Annotated in this window: 14 protein-coding genes; 3 read left to right on the top strand and 11 right to left on the bottom strand. The window is 74.6% G+C overall.

What is annotated here, in order from left to right; all coding sequences use genetic code 11:
- Positions 1-13: 13 nt before the first annotated feature.
- The 3 genes from FB457_RS08395 to FB457_RS08385 form a co-directional block, all read right to left on the bottom strand.
- A complete protein-coding gene (locus FB457_RS08395; protein WP_047018807.1) occupies positions 14-2,125 on the bottom strand; it encodes a sulfatase family protein in 2,112 nt (703 codons plus the stop codon).
- Between the two features lie 208 nt (positions 2,126-2,333).
- Positions 2,334-4,445 carry a sulfatase family protein gene (locus FB457_RS08390; protein ID WP_047018808.1) on the bottom strand — a complete coding sequence of 704 codons (2,112 nt, stop codon included), beginning with the start codon at positions 4,443-4,445 and terminating at the stop codon, positions 2,334-2,336.
- A 147-nt stretch (positions 4,446-4,592) separates the two neighbouring features.
- Entirely contained in the window at positions 4,593-5,462 is an 870-nt protein-coding gene (locus tag FB457_RS08385) for a helix-turn-helix domain-containing protein (protein WP_047018809.1), read from the bottom strand.
- 73 nt (positions 5,463-5,535) lie between these two features.
- Between FB457_RS08385 and FB457_RS08380 the strand changes: the two genes are divergently transcribed.
- The gene (locus FB457_RS08380; protein ID WP_047018810.1) at positions 5,536-5,844 is read left to right on the top strand and encodes a 4a-hydroxytetrahydrobiopterin dehydratase; all 309 of its coding nucleotides are present in this window, start codon (positions 5,536-5,538) and stop codon (positions 5,842-5,844) included.
- 17 nt (positions 5,845-5,861) lie between these two features.
- On the opposite strand, the gene FB457_RS08375 is transcribed toward FB457_RS08380, so the two are convergent.
- The 4 genes from FB457_RS08375 to FB457_RS08360 form a co-directional block, all read right to left on the bottom strand.
- Positions 5,862-6,587, bottom strand: a complete 726-nt coding sequence (locus tag FB457_RS08375) for a tyrosine-protein phosphatase (protein WP_047018811.1) — start codon at positions 6,585-6,587, stop codon at positions 5,862-5,864.
- A 102-nt stretch (positions 6,588-6,689) separates the two neighbouring features.
- Complete coding sequence (locus FB457_RS08370) at positions 6,690-7,517, bottom strand: aldo/keto reductase (RefSeq protein ID WP_047018812.1); 828 nt, start codon at positions 7,515-7,517, stop codon at positions 6,690-6,692.
- Positions 7,518-7,625: 108 nt separating this feature from the next.
- Positions 7,626-9,449 carry an AMP-dependent synthetase/ligase gene (locus FB457_RS08365; RefSeq protein WP_047018813.1) on the bottom strand — a complete coding sequence of 608 codons (1,824 nt, stop codon included), beginning with the start codon at positions 9,447-9,449 and terminating at the stop codon, positions 7,626-7,628.
- A gap of 269 nt (positions 9,450-9,718) precedes the next feature.
- A complete protein-coding gene (locus tag FB457_RS08360) occupies positions 9,719-10,579 on the bottom strand; it encodes an NAD-dependent epimerase/dehydratase family protein (protein WP_047018814.1) in 861 nt (286 codons plus the stop codon).
- Between the two features lie 132 nt (positions 10,580-10,711).
- Between FB457_RS08360 and FB457_RS08355 the strand changes: the two genes are divergently transcribed.
- Entirely contained in the window at positions 10,712-11,551 is an 840-nt protein-coding gene (locus FB457_RS08355; RefSeq protein WP_047018815.1) for a helix-turn-helix transcriptional regulator, read from the top strand.
- Here the strand turns inward: FB457_RS08355 and FB457_RS08350 are convergent.
- Complete coding sequence (locus tag FB457_RS08350; RefSeq protein WP_047018816.1) at positions 11,541-12,986, bottom strand: lipase maturation factor family protein; 1,446 nt, start codon at positions 12,984-12,986, stop codon at positions 11,541-11,543. The two genes, FB457_RS08355 and FB457_RS08350, sit on opposite strands and share 11 nt — an antisense overlap.
- A gap of 299 nt (positions 12,987-13,285) precedes the next feature.
- Here FB457_RS08350 and FB457_RS08345 point away from each other — a divergent pair, with 299 nt between their 5' ends.
- Positions 13,286-13,867, top strand: coding sequence for a M23 family metallopeptidase (locus FB457_RS08345; RefSeq protein ID WP_253911477.1), 582 nt, complete (start codon positions 13,286-13,288; stop codon positions 13,865-13,867).
- Positions 13,868-13,923: 56 nt separating this feature from the next.
- Here the strand turns inward: FB457_RS08345 and FB457_RS08340 are convergent, their stop codons facing one another.
- From FB457_RS08340 to FB457_RS08330, 3 genes are all read right to left on the bottom strand, one after another.
- Entirely contained in the window at positions 13,924-16,830 is a 2,907-nt protein-coding gene (locus FB457_RS08340) for a BTAD domain-containing putative transcriptional regulator (protein ID WP_145781389.1), read from the bottom strand.
- Positions 16,831-17,098: 268 nt separating this feature from the next.
- Entirely contained in the window at positions 17,099-17,965 is an 867-nt protein-coding gene (locus tag FB457_RS08335; RefSeq protein ID WP_047018818.1) for a thioesterase family protein, read from the bottom strand.
- The gene (locus FB457_RS08330) at positions 17,962-18,576 is read right to left on the bottom strand and encodes a TetR/AcrR family transcriptional regulator (protein WP_047018819.1); all 615 of its coding nucleotides are present in this window, start codon (positions 18,574-18,576) and stop codon (positions 17,962-17,964) included. Before FB457_RS08330 ends, FB457_RS08335 begins: the two co-directional genes overlap by 4 nt.
- Between the last annotated feature and the right edge of the window lie 22 nt (positions 18,577-18,598).

The following is an 18,598-nucleotide window of genomic DNA, read 5'->3' as shown; positions in this document are numbered from 1 at the left end:
GCCCGCGGCCGGGTCAGCGCACCAGCAGTGCCACGATCTTCCAGTTCGCGGTCTCCGGCGCGCCGACGCGCAGTTCGGTCACCCGGCCCGACGCCCCGCCGTCGAGGACGAACTCCTCCCACTGGTACGCGCCCGCCGGCACCTGCGGTCCCGGTGCGAGCACCTCCGTCCCGTCCGCCGCGACGACGATCCCGGGCGTGGCGTAGTCGTCGTCGCCGCGCAGCACGGAGACCGTGCTCCGGCCGGCCGGCAGGCGCAGTCGCAGCAGCGCCGCGGGCTGGTTGTTGACCATGTCGCGGCGCAGTACGTCGGGCGCGCCGCGGTCGCGGGACATCGGTACCGGCGCTCCACCCGTCCAGCCGTAGCCGGCTTCCTCCGTCCACGAGGATTCGGGCGTCAGGGCGCGGTAGGAGGGGGTGACCGGGGAGCCGGCCGGGCCCGCGTCGAGCGCGAGGGCCACGTCGTCGCCGTGCGGCACGGCGTAGCCGCGCACCGGCTCGCCGGTCACGGTCCGGCCGTCGATCTCGACGCGGGGCGTCAGTGCGTACGTCGCCAGCCGCCCCGCGGGGGCGGCGACCGCGGCGGGCGGGGTGACCTCGACGTCGATCACCGGTTCTGTGCCGAGGTCCACGACCTCCCGTACGGCCGTCGTCGCCCAGCCGTCCGGCGCCGCCAGCGACACCGTCACCTCCGCCACGGGGTCGCCGCCGGGGCGCAGCGCGCGGGTGAGCCGTACCCGGACGGCATGGGGGCGGCCGGCGAAGAGCGGCAGGTCCGCGGTGAGTTCCACCGGCGGGCGCTGCTCGCGCGCGATGTCCTCCTCCAGCGCCGTCAGGAACTCCTGGAGCCGCGCGGTCACCTCCGGCTGCCGCGCCGTCAGGTTCACCGACTCCCGCGGGTCCGCGTCGAGGTCGTACAGCTCCGGCAGATAGCGCTGGTCCGAGCCGCGCCGCCGGACGTGCAGCTTCCACCGGCCGTCGCGTACGGCCGCGGCCCGCGCGCTGAGGAAGAACGGCACCGGCGCGCGCTCGCGCAGCCGCGCGCCGCGCAGCGTCGCCGTCAGGTCGGTGCCGTCCAGCGGCACGCCCGGCTCCGGCTCGACGCCGGCCAGCGAGCACACCGTCGGCAGCAGGTCGAGGAAGGAGACCACGTCGTCCGACTCCCGGCCGCGCGGCACGGTGCCCGTCCAGCGGGCGATGAACGGCACCCGCACGCCGCCCTCGAAGACCTCGAACTTCCGGGACCGCAGTCCGCCCGACGAGCCCTCGAACCAGGGGCCGTTGTCCCCGGCGACGATGATCAGCGTCTCCCGGTCGAGGCCGCGCTCGGCGATCGCGTCGAAGAGGCGGCCGAGGTGGTGGTCGACGGATTCGATGGCGTCGCCGTAGAGGCCGCCGCGGGAGATGCCGTCGAACTCCGGCTCCACGGCGAGCGGGAGGTGGGGCATGGTCTCGGCGAGGTAGATGAAGAACGGCCGGTCGCCGGCGCGGTCGATGACGTCGATCGCCTCGTCGGTGAAGCGCCGGGTGAGCGTCGCCAGATCGGCGTCGCTGTTCAGCGTCTCCACGGGCTGCTCGTCGCGCCAGACCTCGGTGGGGTACGTGTCCGCCGTGTACATCGCGTCGACGCCGAAGAACGAGTCGAAGCCGTGCCGCGCCGGGTGGTGGGCGTCGAGCCGGCCGAGGTGCCACTTGCCGATCGCCGCCGTGACGTAGCCCGCGGTGCGCAGGTACTCGGGCAGGGTCCGCTCCGCCGTGCCGAGACCGTGCGGGTCGTCGCGGCTCAGCACGTCCGGTATGCCCGTGCGCGGCGGTACGCGTCCGGTGAGCAGCGCGGCGCGCGAGGGGCTGCACACGGGGGCGGCGCAGTAGCCCTGGGTGAAGCGGGTGCCCTGGCGGGCGAGCCGGTCCAGCCGCGGGGTGCGGATCAGCGGATGGCCGTAGCAGCCGAGGTCGCCGTAGCCGAGGTCGTCCAGGAGCACCATGATGACGTTCGGGCCGCCGCCCGCGGGCCGGGCCGGCTGTGCGGCCGCGGTCTGCAGGTGGGGCCCGCCGACCGAGACGGATAACGCGCTCGTACCGAGCGCCGCTGCCGATCCTGCGAGGACATCGCGACGGCTGGCCAAGACGGACTCCCTTCGGACGCCGGCGCGTAGGGAGACCGGCAGGTGCCGCTGATCCTCGGACTTCGGCGGCCCCTGCGTCAAATAAGAGCGTATTACAGGTTTATGAAGGTGCACAGGAGGGCACGTCTGGGTGCCATTCGGGCAAGTCAGGGGCGGGGCGGCCGCGTTGGGCGTGCCCCGGGGGCGCCGGGGTGGGAACCCGGCGGCGTCAGTGCACCACCAGCGCGACGAGCGTCCACCTGTTGCCCCCGGTGCCGCTCAGCCCCAGCTCGATCGTCCGGCCTTCGGGCCCGCCGTCGAGGACGAACTCCTCCCAGCGGTACGCCCCCGCGGGCAGCCGCGGGCCCGGCTCGATCACCGTCTCGCCGTCCGCCGCCACCGTGAAACCGTGCGTGGGCCGCTTGTCGTCGCCGCGGAGCAGCGAGATCCGGCGCCGGCCCGCGGCCAGCCGCAGCCGCAGCACCGCCGCCGACCGGTCGCGGACCACGCCGCGGCGCAGCGGGTCGGGTCCCGCGTGGGCGCGGGACTGCGGCGGGGCGGAGACCCAGCCGAACCCGGCGGCCCGGTCCCAGGCGGTGGCGGGGGTCAGATGGCGGTACGAGGGCAGCGCGGGGCGGCCGTCGGGTCCCGCGTCGAGCGCGAGGGCCGCGTCGCGGCCGTGCGGCACGGCGTACACCTGCACGTCGGCGCCGGTCACGGTCCGGCCGTCGACGACGACCCGGGGCGTGAGCCGGTGGCCGCGCAGCCGCCCGGCGGGTGCACCCGCCGCGGGCGGCGGGGTGACGTCGATCTCGACCACCGGGGCGGCGGTCAGGTCGACGGCCTTCCGTACGGTCGTCGCCGTCCAGCCCTCCGGCACCGCGACCGTCACCGAGACCCTGGCCTTGCCGCCGCCCCCGGGACGCAGCGCGCGCGACAGCCGTACCCGCAGGGTGTTGGCGCGGCCCGCGAAGAGCGGGGGCTTCGCGGTGAGCGCCACCGCGGGGCGGCGCTCCGCGGCCACGTCCTCCTCCAGCGCGGCGAGGTACGTGCGCAGCCGCTCGGTGACCTCGGGCCGGCGCGCGGCCACGTTCGCCACCTCGCGCGGGTCGGCCTCCAGGTCGAACAGCTCGGGCAGGAAGCGCTGGTTCCGCCCGGCCCGCCGGACGTGCAGCTTCCAGCGGCCGTCGCGTACCGCCGCCGCGTGCCGGCCGAGGAAGAACGGCACCGGCGGGCGCTCGCGCAGCCGCTCGCCCCGCAGCACCGTGCGCAGGTCGGTGCCGTCGAGCTTCACCCCGCGGTCCGGCACCACGCCGGCGAGGCCGCAGAGCGTCGGCAGCACGTCGAGGAACGAGACCACCTGGTGCGACTCGCGGCCGCGGGGGACGGTCCCCGTCCAGCGCATGAGGAACGGCACCCGCACCCCGCCCTCGTAGCAGCCGGACTTGCGGCCGCGCAGCCCGCCCGTGGAGCCCTCGAACCAGGGGCCGTTGTCGCTGGCGACGATGACCAGCGTGTCCCGTTCGAGGCCGCGGTCCGCCAGCGCGCGGAAGAGGCGGCCGAGGTGGTGGTCGACGGACTCGACGGCGTCCCCGTAGAGGCCGCCGCGGGAGCGGCCCTCGAACTCCGGCTCCACGGCGAGCGGGAGGTGGGGCATGGTCTCGGCGAGGTAGATGAAGAACGGCCGCTTCCCGGCGCGGTCGATCACGTCGATCGCCTCGTCGGTGAACCGGCGCGTCAGCGTCGCCAGGTCGGCGTCGTCGCGCAGGGTCCCTACGGGGGCGCCGTCGCGCCAGATCTCGGTGGGGTACGAGTCCTCGGAGAACATCGCGTCGACGCCGAAGTACGAGTCGAAGCCGTGCCGTGACGGGTGGTTCTCGTCGAGCCGGCCGAGGTGCCACTTGCCGATGGCGGCCGTGTGGTAGCCCGCGTCGCGCAGATAGCCGGGGAGCGTCTTCTCCGCGGCCCGCAGCCCCTGCGAGTCGTCCCGGCTGAGCACCTTGCGCACGCCGGTGCGCGGCGGTACGCGTCCGGTGAGCAGCGCGGCGCGGGACGGGCTGCACACCGGGGCGCCGGAGTAGCCCTGGGTGAAGCGGGTGCCCTGGCGGGCGAGCCGGTCCAGGTGCGGGGTGTCGATCAACTCCGAGCCGTAGCAGCCGAGATCGCCGTACCCCAGGTCGTCGAGGACGATCAGGACGACGTTCGGGCCGCGGCCCGGCGGCCGGGTCGGGTCGGGGTCGGCGACCGCCGCGCGGGCGTTGGGGGTGCCGGCGGGGAGCGGTAAGGCGGTCGCGCCGACGGCGACCGCGGACGTGGCAAGGACTTCGCGACGGCTGGCCATGACGGGCTCCCTTCGGGCGCCGGCGCGCTGGAAGGGACCGGCAGTTCACGCTGATCTTGCGCGACGGCGGACCTTCCGTCAAATAAAGCCCTACTAAAGGTTTATGAAAGCTTGCGGGTGGGAAGTGCCCTGCCCCGATCGGGTAAGTCAGGAGCCGAGCTGCTGGCGCAGGTACTTCGTCGTCTCCGGATCCGCGGGCAGCAGCGTCTCCAGCGCAAGCTCCGAAACCGTCACGTCCATGGGCGTGTTGAAGGTCGAGATGGTGGAGACGAACGACAGCAGGTGCCCGTCGTGCGCCACCTGCAGCGGCAGCGCGAACGGTGCCCGGCCGCCGACCTCCTCGACCACCTCGTCGCCCGCCTCCGGCGGCAGCGGATAGGCCGCCACCTCGTCGTACAGCTCCTTCAGTGCGGGCGAGCGCACCAGCGAGAGCTGGCGGTCCATCTGGTGCAGCAGATGGGCGCGCCACTGCGGCAGGTTGCGGATCTTCTTCGCCAGCCCGTCGGGGTGCAGCGTCAGCCGCATCGCGTTCAGCGGCGGGCGCAGCAGCTCCTCCGGCACCTCGTCGAGGACCAGCAGGATGCCGCGGTTGGCGGCCACCACGGTGTACGCGCCGTCCACCACCACCGCGGGGAACGGCTCGTGCGCGGCGACGAGCTGCTCGACGCCCTGGCGCAACTCGGCCATCGCCGGGTCGTCCAGGGGGGTCTCGGGGTAGTGCGGCGCGTGGCCGGCGGCGAGCAGCAGCGCGTTGCGTTCGCGTACGGGCATGTCCAGGTGCTCGGCGAGCTTGAGCACCATCGCCCGGCTCGGCCGCGACCGCCCGGTCTCGACGAAGCTGATGTGGCGCGCCGAGGAGTCCGCGCGCAGCGCCAGCTCCAGTTGGCTCAGCCCGCGGCGCTCCCGCCAGTTGCGCAGCAGGGCGCCCGCGGTGGCGGCGCCGTCGTCGGGGCCGCCCGTACGGGGCGTGCCGCCGGCCGGCGTACCTGGGGTGACGGGGAGACCGGAGGTCGTCATGTCATCGACGGTAACCGAGTTCCGCGGGGTACTGTCGGCCGGGAACCGCCCCGCCGCGAAGGGAGCCCCTCGCATGGCCGTCGAACCGCTTTCCCCGCAGGACACCGAGGACCGGCTCGCCCGGCTTCCGGGCTGGTCGGTGGCCGAGGGGGAGCTGCTGTCGCGCACGTACCGCTTCGACTCGCACCCGCCCGCCGCCGCGATGGTCGCGGACGTCTCCCGGATCCAGGAGGAGCTGGGGCACCACGCGATGCTCACGCTCGGTTACAACACCCTCGATATCGCCGTCAACACCCACAGCGTGGGCGGCCGGGTCACCGAGCTGGACTTCGACCTCGCGCGCCGGATCGAGGACGTCGCCCCGGAGCACGGCGCGAGCTGACGTTCCCGGCCGCCGCGTCACCCCGGCGCGAGCAGCCGCTCCCGGGCCGCGGCGACCGCCGCGTCCGGCAGCCCGGCCTTGGCGAGGTACGCCGCCGCGTCGAAGGCCGCGTGCGTGTCGGTGATGACCTGCGTGGCGGTACGGCCCGAGCGGGCCTGGATCCCGGCGATCTCCAGCGTCTGGTCCGGGTGGCCCAGAGCGGCCGCGGCCCGCCGGTGGTTGGGGCCGCTGAGCAGGTAGTCGGCGGCGATGTCGGCCGCCGCCACCCCGGCGAGCGTCAGCAGCACGAACGAGGCGAAGCCGGTGCGGTCCCGGCCCGCGGTGCAGTGCACCACGACGCCGCCCGGCGGGGCCGCCGCGACCTCGCGGACGACGGACGCCGCCACCTGCGGCACGTACTCCAGATAGGCGGCCCAGGTCAGCGGGGTCCCTTCGAGGTGGCCCCACTCGCGCCACCAGCGCACGTTCCCGGCCAGCTCGTCCACGGGCACCCGGACCAGCCCGATGCCCTCCGGGCGGGGCAGCCGGGGCCGGTGGTCGATGGCGTTGCGCAGGTCGACCACGGTGCGGACGCCGTGGTCCGCGACGGCGGCCCAGCCCGCGCCGGTCAGCCCGTCCAGGTTGTCGGCGCGCACCAGTGCGCCGGGCCGGGTGCGGCGGCCGCCGGCCGCGGGCAGCCCGCCGAGGTCGCGTACGTTGAAGCAGCCGTCCCAGTCGAGCTCACGTCCGGCCCGTGCAGCCATCTGACTCCCCCTCGATGATCGACTTCCGGTCGTCCCCTCAGACGCGGTTGCGGGTGCAACGGTTCCGAGCGGGACGGCCGGCCGTCCGCGGGGTGGGGTGCGTCAGTTCACGTCGTCGGGGTTGTCGCCGATGCGGTTGCCCGTGTCCAGGCCCGCGACGGCGGCCATGTCGGCGTCGTCCAGCTCGAAGCCGAAGACGTCGATGTTCTCCCGGATCCGCGACGGGGTGACGGACTTGGGGATGACCACGTTGCCCAGTTGCAGATGCCAGCGCAGCGCGATCTGCGCGGGGCTGCGGCCGTGCTTCTCGCCCAGCTCCCGCAGCACCGGCTCGTCCAGCAGCCCCTTGCCCTGGCCCAGCGGCGACCACGCCTCGGTGGCGATGCCGTGCGCGGCGTGGAAGGCGCGCACGTCGGCCTGGGCGAAGTCCGGGTGCAGCTCGACCTGGTTCAGCGCGGGCACGACGGTGCCCTCGTCCAGGACCCGCTGGAGATGGGCGGGCTGGAAGTTGGAGACGCCGATGGCGCGGGCGCGCCCGTCCGCGTACAGCTTCTCCAGGGCCCGCCAGGTCTCCAGGTACCTGTCCTTGGCCGGCGCCGGCCAGTGGATCAGGTACAGGTCGACGTGGTCCAGGCCCAGCCGGCGCAGCGAGTCGTCGAACGCGCGCAGGGCGGCGTCGTAGCCGTGCTCGGAGTTCCACAGCTTCGTGGTGACGAACAGTTCCTCGCGCGGGAGGCCGGACCCGGTCAGGGCCTTGCCCGTGCCCGCCTCGTTCCCGTAGACGGCGGCGGTGTCGATGCTCCGGTAACCGGCGTCGAGGGCGGTGCGCACCGCGGTCTCGGCCTCGGCGTCGGGCACCTGCCAGACGCCGAAGCCGAGCTGCGGCATCGCGACGCCGTTGTTGAGGGTGATGGTCGGAACGTTGCTCACGTGGGATGCATCCCTCTTGGTCGAAAAGTGCGTACAGGCGGTTCGCCCTCCCGACGCTAACCGCGATCGGCCGCCGTGGCATTCCCTCGATCATCATCCGGACCGGGCCTACGTCTGGTAAAGGGCCTCGACCTCGTTCGCGTACGCCTTCTCGATCGCCTTCCGCTTCAGCTTCAGCGACGGCGTCACCAGCCCGTGCTCCTCGGTGAACTGCACGGCCAGTATCCGGAAGGCCCGGATCGACTCCGGCGGCGACACCTGGGTGTTGGCCGCCACCACCGCCCGCCGGATCTCGGCCTCCAGCTCCCCGTCCCTGACCAGCTCGGACGGAGTCATCGACGGCCGGCCGCGCATGAGCTGCCAGTGCGCCACGCCGTCCGGGTCCAGGGTGACCAGCGCCGCGACGTACGGCCGGTCGTTGCCGACCGCCAGGCACTGCGAGACCAGCGGGTGCGCCCGCACCCGCTCCTCCAGCGGCACCGGCGAGACGCTCTTGCCGTTCGACGTCACCAGCAGCTCCTTCTTCCTGCCGGTGATCGTCAGATAGCCGTCCTCGTCGAGGCTGCCCAGGTCGCCGGTGGCCAGCCAGCCGTCGCGCAGCGCGTGCGCGGCGCCCGGCCGGTCGCCGATGTAGCCGCTGAAGACCTGCGGGCCGTGCAGCCAGACCTCGTCGTCGGGGGCGATGTAGACGGTGATGCCGGGGATGGGGATGCCGACGGTGCCGTAGCGGGGGCGCTCGGGCGGGTTGGCGACCGCGGCGGCGGTGGTCTCCGTCAGGCCGTAGCCCTCGATGACCGTGATGCCCGCGCCGGCGAAGAACAGCCCGAGCCGGCGCTGCATCGCCGAGCCGCCGGAGAACACGAAGCGGGTCCGGCCGCCGAGCGCCGCGCGCATCTTGGCGTACACCAGCTTGTCGAACACCTGGTGCTCCACCCGCAGCGCCGGGCCGGGCCCGCGGCCTGCGCCGAAGGACGCGTCCTCGCGGGCCCCGGCGTACCGGACGGCGACGTCGGCGGCCTTGTCGAAGACCGCGAGCCGGCCCTCGGTCTCGGCCTTGCGGCGGGCGGCTGCGTAGATCTTCTCGAAGATGTGCGGTACGGCCAGGATGAGGCTGGGCCGGAACGTCCTGAGGTCCGCGAGCAGCACGGGCGCCGACGGGTCCGGCTGGTGGCCGAGCTTGACCCCGCCGCGGACCGCGGTGACCTGGATCATCCGGCCGAAGACGTGCGCGAGGGGGAGGAAGAGCAGGGTGGCGGCGGGCTCGCCCTCGTACGGGCGGAAGAGGGCCTCGTAGCGCAGCAGGATGTTGTCGGCCTCGGCCATGAAGTTGGCGTGGGTCAGCTCGCAGCCGCGCGGCCGGCCGGTGGTGCCGGAGGTGTAGATCACGGTGGCGGGGGAGTCCGGGGTGACGGCGAGGCGGTGCCGCTCCACCACGTCGTCGTCGAGGTGCGCGCCGGCGGCGCTCAGCTCCTCGACGGCGCCCTCGTCGATCTGCCAGAGCAGCTTGAGCCCGGGCAGCTTGTCGATCACCGAGCCGACGGTCATCGCGTGGTCCGCGCTCTCGACCACGCAGGCCACGGCGCCGGCGTCGTGCAGCATCCAGTACGCCTGGTCGGGGGCGGAGGTCGGGTAGACGGGCACGGCCTGGGCGCCGATCGACCAGAGGGCGAAGTCCAGTTGGGTCCACTCGTACCGGGTCCTGCACATGATCCCCACCCGGTCGCCGAACCGCAGCCCCGCGGCCAGCAGCCCCTTGGCGAGAGCGAGCACCTCGTCGCGGAAGGCCCCTATCGTCACGTCCCGCCACTCGCCGCCGACCTTGCGGGCGAAGGCGATCTGCCCGGGATCCTGCGCGGCCCGCTGGAAGACCGCGTCCGCTAGCCCCCCCGACTTCGGTGCGTCTGCCAGGGGAGGCACGGTGAACTCGCGCAACGCTTTACTCTCCTCAGACGGTGGGGCGCCCGGCGCGGCGACCGTACCCGAGGAGGCCGCTGGTCTGCGATCCTCCATCACCTCTGCACGGAACCTCTGCGAGGGGCGCACGTCGCCCGGCCGGCGGGAAGGAGTGGCGAGTCCAGCATGGCGCGGCGCGCGCGGGCGCGGCGCGGGGACGGCGAAAGTGCGCGGGCCCGGTCCGTACGCCGCGGGTGGCGGCGGTGTACGGACCGGGCCCGGCCGTTCTCGTCCGACGCGGCGCTCCCTTACAGCGCCCCCGCGTCCCGGGCCGTCCACAGCGACGGGTACAGCGGCCGGAAGCCCAGCTCCGCGCGGATCCGCTCGTTCGAGACCACCCCGTGCCACGGGTCGTCCGACGCCCGCTCCGCCATCCCCTCCGGGACCGGCGCACCGACCAGGTGCAGCAGCTCCAGCGCGCTGACCGGCGCGTCGTCGGCGACGTTGTAGACCCGCCCGGCGAGTCCCGGAGCGCTCAGCACCCGCCACAGCGCCCGGGCGACGTCCGCCTGGTGCACCATCTGGATCCGCTGGTGCGCGGCCATGTGCGGGGTCCAGCGCAGTGACGCCTCCAGGTGCCCGTCGCCCTCGCCGTAGACGAACGCCAGCCGCGCGACGCGCACGTCGAGGCCGCGGCCCCGGTGGAGTTCCAGCAGCCCCTGCTCGGCGGCGGTCTTCGACCGCGGGTACGCGCCGGCCAGCGGGCCGTCCCCGCGGGGCTCGTCGGTCTCCACGGCGGGGCGGCCGCGGCCGGCGCCGTAGACGAGGTTGGTGCTGGTGAAGACGAAGCGGCGCACGCCCGCCGCGGCGGCCTCGGCGCCGAGGGCGAGCGTCGCGTCGCGGTTCACGGCGTACGCCTCCTCGTCCGGCACGTCGCGGAACGCCGCGGCGACGTGCACCACGTCCCGTACCCCTGCCAGCGCCCGGCGCCGGTCGCCGGGCTCCCGCAGATCGCCGACGACGAGGCGGGCGCCCCGCCCGGCGAGCGGCGCGGCGCGCTCCTCGTCGCGCACCAGGAGCCGCACCTCCTCGCCGCCCGCCCACTGCAGCAGCCGCGGTACGAACCGCTGCCCGACTGCCCCCGTCGCTCCCGTCACCAGCACGCTCATCGTCACTCCGCTCCTCGTACGCCGACGTCCCCGCCACCCTGCGGCCGGCGTGCCCGCGACGGGAGAGACGGCTTCATCCGGGGACGGGCGGTCCCTGGCTGCGGGCGCACCCCTGCGGCACCCTTGGTGGCCATGGACAGAACGGAGCTGGCCGACTTCCTGCGCCGCAGCCGCGCCCGGCTCACCCCCGCGGACGTCGGCCTGCCGCCCGGGGCGCGGCGCCGCACGCCGGGGCTGCGGCGCGAGGAGGTCGCGCAGCTCGCCGGGATGTCCGCCGACCACTACACCCGGCTCGAACAGGCCCGCGGCTCCCGCCCGTCGCGCCAGATGCTCGCCGCCGTCGCCCGCGGGCTGCGCCTCGGCGACGACGAGCGCGACCACCTGTTCCACCTGGCCGGCGAGGAGCCGCCGCGCGCCCGCGGCGCGGGGGCGCACGTCCGCCCGGGGCTGCTGCTGATCCTCGACCGGCTCACCGACACCCCGGCGCAGGTGCTCGCCGACTGCGGCGACGTGCTGGCGCAGAACGCCCTGTCGCGGGCGCTGTCCGGGGACACCGCCGACCGCGCCGGGGACGGGCGCAACATCGTCTGGCGGTTCTTCACGGAGCCGGAGAGCCGCGCGCTGATCCCGCCGGAGGACCGCGAGGACGTCGCCCGCCGCGCCGTCGCCGACCTGCGGGCGACCGTCGCCCGGCGGCCGGACGACACCCGGGTGGCCGGGCTGGTACGGCGGCTGCGGGCGCGCAGCGCGGAGTTCGCGGCGCTCTGGGAGGCACACGACGTGGCGGTGCGGCGCCGGGAGGCCAAGCGGTTCGTCCACCCGGTGGTCGGGCTGCTGGAGCTGGACTGCGAGGTGCTGCTGAACCCGGAGCACGACCAGCGGCTGGTGGTCTACACGGCGCGGCCGGGCAGCGAGTCGCACCAGCGGCTGGAGCTGCTGCGGGTGGTGGGGCTCCAGCGGCTCACGGGCTGAGGCCGCTGCGCTCCCCGGCCGTCACGGGCGGGGCGTACTCGCGGACGAACTCCCGCCGCCACCACGCCCGGGTGCGGCGCAGCTCCGCCCAGCCCGTGTACTCGTACCGGAAGAGCCGCGCGCGGACGCTGCCCGGCGGTGTGCCGGGGAAGGGGTTGTGGGCCAGCAGGCGGAGGGTGTCGCGGTCCCCGTCGAGCAGCCGCAGCAGGAAGGGGCCGAACCACCGCTCCGCGTACGCGGGGGAGAGCGCCGCGAACCACATCAGCCAGTCGAGCCGCAGGTGGTACGGCGCGAACTGCCGCGGCAGCCGCCGCGGATCGCCGGGCTTGCCCCTGAACCCGTACTCCCGCCACTCGCTCGCCGCGGTGGGCATGGTGTCGGCCGTGCCCTCGACGACGATCTCGTGCCGTACGCGGGTGATGCTGCCGAAGGCGCCGTAGGTGTTGACGAGGTGGAGGGAGTTGAACGAGGCGTTCATCCGCTGCCGCCGGGAGAGCAGGTTGCGGGCGGGCCACCAGCTCAGCGCGAGGACGACGGCGGTCGCGGCGCAGACGACGACGATGAACCAGGTGGGCGTGGCGCCGAACCCGGGCGGGCCGGGCAGCGGGGTGTGGTCGGCGACGAACCGCCCGTCGATAGCGGTGAGCGCGACGAGGATGGTGATCCAGTTGAGCCAGGCGAAGTTGCCGGAGAGCACCAGCCAGAGCTGGGTGACGACGATGGCCGCGGCGGCGAAGGTGGCGACCGGCTGCGGCGTGAACAGCAGTACGGGCAGCCCGAGTTGGGCGACGTGGTTGGCGGCGGCCTCGACGCGGTGGAGGGGCCGGGGCAGATGGTGGAAGAACCAGCTCAGCGGCCCGGGCATCGGCTGGGTCTCGTGGTGGTAGTAGAGGCAGGTCAGCTTCCGCCAGCACCGGTCGCCGCGCATCTTGATCAGCCCGGCGCCGAACTCGACCCGGAAGAGCAGCCAGCGCAGCAGGAAGAGCACCGGCACGGGGGGCCCGACGGTGTCGTTGCCGAGGAAGACGGCGAGGAACCCGGCCTCCAGCAGCAGCGACTCCCAGCCGAACGAGTACCACGCCTGCCCCACGTTGACGATCGACAGATAGAGCGCCCACAACACCGCCCACAGCAGCATCGCCCCCCACAACGGCACCGCATCCGCCGCCCCGCCGGCCACGGCGGCCGCCAGGGCCGCACCACACCAGGCGACCCCGGCGAACAGCCGGTCGGAGTACCGCACCTGGAAGAGACTCGGCGCCCGCCGGAACGGCACCCGCGCGGTGAAGCGCGGCACGGGCAGCATGCCGCGCGCACCGATGAGCGGCCGGAACTGCCGCGCCGCGGCGACGAAGGCGACGACGTACAGCAGGGCGAGCCCGCGCTGGAAAACCAGCCGGCTCAGCCAGTACCCGTCAGACGAAAACCACTCCACGACGCCATCCGTACCACCGCCGCAACGGAGCCCATACCCCGCCGCGCCGGGTCAGCGGGCGCAGGGGCGGACCGGAACGCCGGCGGCACGGTTCGTACGCCGCTCCTTCGCGGCCCGTTCCACGACGTCGGGCAGGGTCGTCTTCCGCCCGTCGGAAGGCCCTTCTGCCGGGAGTCCGACAGGCTGCCGCCGCAGGGCTTCAGCAGGTCGCGGCCGTGTGCGGACTGCCCGCCCTTGTGTATCCGCTTTGTATCGGCGCCCCCTTCAATCGCCGGGTCACCGATGAGAAGGGGAGAACCATGCGCAGACGTTTCCACCGACTGTTCGCCGCAGTGAGCGTGGCCGCCGCCGTGGCCGTCGCGACGCCGGTCGCCGTCGCGGCGCCCCAGGGCGCCACGTCGTCCGCGACGGCGGAACCGCTGGCCCGGCCCGCCTTCAGGATGCCGTTCATCTGCGGCCAGGTCTGGCGCGGCAACAACTGGAGCGGGCACAGCCCGGCGCACTCGATCGACTGGAACCACTACAACGCCCAGGGCACCCCCGACGACCTGGGCCGCCGCGTACTCGCCAGCGCGGGGGGCGAGGTCGTCGCGTCGTACTACTCCACCGGCGACGGCTACGGCAACACCGTCGTCATCGCGCACGGCGACGGCTGGCGGACCCGGTACGCGCATCTGAAGGAGCGCAGCGTCGCGCGCGGCACGCAGGTGAAGCGGGGCCAGGTGATCGGGAAGGTCGGCGCCACGTCCGCGATCTACGAGTTCTCCCCCCACCTGCACTACGAGCAGATCCACAACGGCTCCGTCGTCGTCGCGGTCGTCCAAGGCGTCACCTGGTACGACTACCTCGACCGGCGGCTGAAGAGCACGAACGGTTGCTGACGTGCCCGCGTGGAGCGAATGCGCCTGTTTTCCGCGCATTCGCTCTACGCGCGTCATTACGGGCCGGAGCGCAGCGTCCGCAGCTTCGCGTGGACCACCTCGGCCCGGTCGTGCTGCTCCAGCCGCCGCCAGGTGGACAGGGAGCGGTGGAAGTAGTGCCGCGCGGTCTGCTCCCTGCCCGTCGCGCGGTGCAGCTCACCGAGGAGGCAGGCGAGGCTCGCCTCCGCGCGCCGGTCGCCCAACTGCCGCTGCACGGCGAGCGCGTCGGCCAGCAGCGCCGACGCCTCGCCCGCGTTGCCGCGGCGCAGGCACAGTTCGCCGATGCTCTCCTGCACGTAGGCGGCGCAGTGCGTGTCGGCGAGGTCGCCGAAGATGTCCAGGGCCCGTTCCAGCTCCGCCCGTGCCAGGTCCGGTTCGCCGCGCAGATCGTGCAGCACGGCGATACGGCGGCGGACCTGCGCCTCGCGGTGGCGGTCGCCGAGGTCCCGGGCCAGCTCCAGCGCTCCGTCCAGCCACGACGCCGCGGCGCGCGGGTTCCCGCGCTCCAGCCAGACGGAGGCGATCGCGTTGCACGCGACCGCCTCGCCGTGCCGGTCGCCGGCCTCCCGGAAGCCGCGCAGCGTGTCGGTGAACGTCGCCAGCGCCGCGTCGAGGTCGCCCAGGATCCGGTGTACGGATCCCTCGCCCGCCGCCGCCATCGCCTCGCCGGCGGGGTGCCCGACCGCGGCGAAGATCGCGCGTGCCCAGACGAAGGAGTCGAGCGCGTCGGCGTAGCGGTCGCGGTAGAGGTGGAGTTGCCCGATGTTACGGAGCAGCGCCGCGGCCCGCGCGTCCGACGGGGCCGGTATCGCGTCGAGCACCAGTTGGTGCGTACGCAGCCAGTCGCCGTAGTAGCCGCGCAGGTCGAAGAAGCTCGCCAGCTCCAGCGCGAGGTCGGCGGCCTGCGCGACCCGGCCGAGCCGCAGCGCGGACTCCACCGTGGCGACGAGGATCCGGCGTTCGGTCTCGAACCACTCGACGGGCGCCGCCCGCACGGCCCGCGCGATCTCCGCGCCCGCCCCGGCCGGCTGGGCCGCCGCACCGAACACGCCGAGGAACCGCGTGGGCATGGCCGCGTTCGCACTCCGCGCGAGTGCGGTCAGGGCGTCGACGATACGGAGCTGCTGCCGCCGGCGCACCGTGAAGGTGTCCGCGTCCGCCAGCTCGCGCGCGTAGCAGCGCAGCAGGTCGTGCATGCGGTAGCGCGGCAGCCCGAGTCCGTCGGTCCCCACGGCCTCGATCAGATGCCTGTCGGCCAGGGTGGCCAGCGCTTCTGCGGTGGTTTCGCCGTCGGCGGCGCCGCCCATGGCGACGGCCACGAGCCAGCCGCCCACCGGCTCGGCCGGCAGCCCGCCGAAGGCGCGGAAGGCCGTGGCCGCGGCCTCCGGCAGGTGCCGGTAGCTCAGCTCCGCGCTCGCCCGCACCTCCAGCTCGCCCGCCTGCAGTTGGTCGAGCCGCCCGCGCTCGTCCTGTAAGAGATCGGCCAGCGTCGCCGCGGTCCAGGACCGCCGGCTCGCCAGCCGCGACCCCGCGATCCGTACGGCCAGCGGCAGCGAGCCGCAGCCGGCGAGCACCCGGTCCGCCCCGGCCGCGTCGGTGACCAGCCGGTCGGGGCCGGCGACGGTGCCCAGCAGGGCGCGGGCCTCTTCCTGCTTCAGCTCGCCGAGCGAGAAGTGGTGCGCCGGCAGATCGGGCATCCGGCGGCGCGAGCTGACGAGCACGGCCGAGCCTCCGGTGCCGGGCAGCAGGGGGCGTACCTGCGCGCCGTCGGCCGCGTCGTCGAGAACGATGAGGAAGCGCCGCTGCGCCAGACGCGAGCGGAGCAGCGCGGCCCGTTCGCTCCGCTCGGCGGGGACGGTGCTGTCGACGACACCGAGGCCGCGCAGCATCTCGGCCAGGACGTCGGCGGGGTCGCGCGGCCGGTCGCTCAGCCCGCCGAGGTCGACGAAGAGCTGGCCGTCGGGGAACGCCGCCCGGGCCCGGTGCGCCACGTGCACCGCCAGCGCGGACTTCCCCGACCCCGGCGGCCCCGACATCGCCACGACGACCGGTCGCCGGTCGGCCGCCGACAGCAGCTTCTCCAGTGCGGCGATCTCCGCCGTCCGGCCGGTGAAGTCCGGTACGTCCATGGGTAACTGGTACACGGGCGTGACCGCCACCGCGGGGCGCCGCCCGGCGTAGCCGTTGACCTCCTCGCCGACCGCCCGCAGCGGCCTGCTCGGCTCGGTGCCGAGTTCGGCGGCCAGGACGCGCTCGGCCTCGGCGTAGGCGGAGCGGGCCTCGGTCGTACGGCCCGAGTCGTGCAGCGCCCGTACGAGCATCCGCCACAGGTCCTCCCGGAGCGGATCCTCGGTGAGCCGGGAGCGCAACTCGGCGAGGAGGAGCGCGTAGTCCCGCAGCCGCAGCCGGACCCCGAGGCACTCGTCGACCGCGGTCGCGCGCAGCTCCTCCAGCCTGGTGACGCCGGGGTCCCAGACCACGCTGGCCGGTACGTCCTGCAGTACGCCGCCGCGCCAGAGGCCGAGCGCCGTCTCGTAGTCGCGCAGCGCGGCGACGTCGTCGCCCCGGTCGCGGGCCGCGCGAGCCCGGTCCAGGCGGCGCTCGAAGAGCAGCATGTCGACGTCGTCAGGCGCGACGTCGAATGCGTAGCCGGACGGCTCCGTCCGCAGCCCCGCGGCGGAGATCCCCGCGGCGGACAGCGCCCGGCGCAGGTTGCGCACGTACGTACGGACGTTGGCCACGGCCGACGGGGGCGCCCCGCCCGGCCACAGCACCTCCGTCAGCACGTCCACGGAGACGAAGCGACCGGGCTGGAGCAGCAGCGTGGCGAGCGCCGCCCTCGGCTTCGGCCCCCCGATCCGGATGGGGACGCCTCCCGCCCACACGCGCAGCGGCCCCAGGAGTCCGAACGTCGGCTCCCCCATCCACGTACCTCCGTGTCGGCGGCCTGTCGTCGGCGTTGCGCCCCCGGAACGGATGCACGTCGCCGAAGGCTCGACAGTCATGGACATGATGCACTGTGTCAACCCCGCCCCGGGCCGGCGGACATGGCGGGAGTGCAGGGCGGGACCGGACGAAGGCCGGCACCGACTCCCCGGCCCCCGAACGGGCTTCACGCCTTCCCACGGGGAGCAGCGCGCCGAAACCGCCCGGCTCGGGCGGCGATCTCCGGCGGGAGCGGGCGGGCCCCGGTCAGGACTGCCTGGGGAGGCGGGCCAGTTGGCGGGACTGGGCCACCAGGCGGTCCGCCGAGTCCCAGATCTCCGCGTCCTCCTCCATGTGGCCCCCCGCGACGTTGCGGGTCGTGTGGATCACCCGGAGCCAGCCCGGTGCCGGGCTGGCGCGTACGTGGGCCGTCAGTTCCAGCGTCGGGGCCCAGCCGATCACGCCCAGGTCGAAGCTCACCGGGGGCAGCACGTCCACGGCCATCAGCAGCAGCATCGGGTCCGGGTCGCGGTCCTCCGGCAGGCGGAACCAGCCCTTCATCTCGCCCCGGCCCGACGGCGCGCCGACCGCCCAGCCCACGCAGGACGGGTCCAGGCGGAGGTCGGCGCGGGTGAGCATCGGGGACTCCGCGCGGAACTCCGGCGGGGCGGCGTCACTGCCTATGCACTGCTCCACCGGCGCCAGCGCCGGGGGCTTCGCGGAGGTCCTGACGTCGTCGGGCTGGTCGGCGAGGGTGCCGTAGGCCGCCAGGACGCGCAGCCGGGTGGCCGGGTCGGCGGCGGGGTCCTCCTGCTGGAGGAGTTCCGCGCCCCCGTGGGAGACGGAGTTGCCGCGGCGGATGGTCTCGGTGCGGACGACCGCCGGCCCCGCGGTGGCCGTGGAGAGGTAGTACGCGGAGACGGACAGCGGGTCCGGGTGGCCGGGGCGGTCGTCGCGGGGGGTGCCGAGTTCGGCGGCCAGCGCGCGGGCGGTGACCGCGAGCAGCACGCCGCCGTTGATGCCCTGGCCGACCTTCCACGCGCCGGGCAGGTCCGTGTCGTACGTGCCGGACTCGTCCGGCCGCGCGTGGACGGCGGTCTCCCGGTCGAAGTCCGGGGGAGGGGTGGTGGTCATGGCGTGCTTCGCTTTCGTCGTGCGGTGGGTGGGCCGATCTCGAACGCCTCGCAGAGGCCGTCGAGTACGTCGTCGATGGTCGCCGCGCCGGTCGCCAGCGGCAGGGAGCCCCAGGACCACAGCTCGGCGGTGCCGTGCAGGGCGGACCACAGTGCGCCGGTGAGCAGCCGCGGGTCCGCGTCGGCCCGCCAGCCCTCGGCCTGCCGGGCCTCGACGAGACGGACGAGGTTCTCGAAGCCGCCGAGCGCGGCGCGGCCCAGCTCGCGGTCCTGCGGATCGAGCAGGTCGCGGCGGAACATCAGCGCGAACATCTCGGGCCGGGCCACGGCGTACTCCACGTACGCGCGCGTGCCCGTGCGCAGCCGCCGGGCCGGGCTCGCGTCCGCCGGCAGCTTCGCCAGCGCCTCGCCCGCCCAGTCCTGCAACTCGCGGAAGCCCTGGGTGGCCACGGCCGACAGCAGCGCCGCGCGGTGCGGGAAGTGCTTGAGCGGGGCGCCGTGCGAGACGCCGCAGCGGCGGGCGATGGCGCGCAGGGTGAGGGCGTCGACGCCTCGCTCGTCGAGCAGTTCGAGCGCGGCCTCCAGCAGGCGCGCGCGGGTGTCCGCGGTCATGGTGGACAGTGTCTACCATGCG

Source organism: Streptomyces sp. CNZ287 (assembly GCF_007827615.1).
Note: the sequence above shows the minus strand (reverse complement) of the source record. Positions and strands in the feature narration are given on the sequence as shown.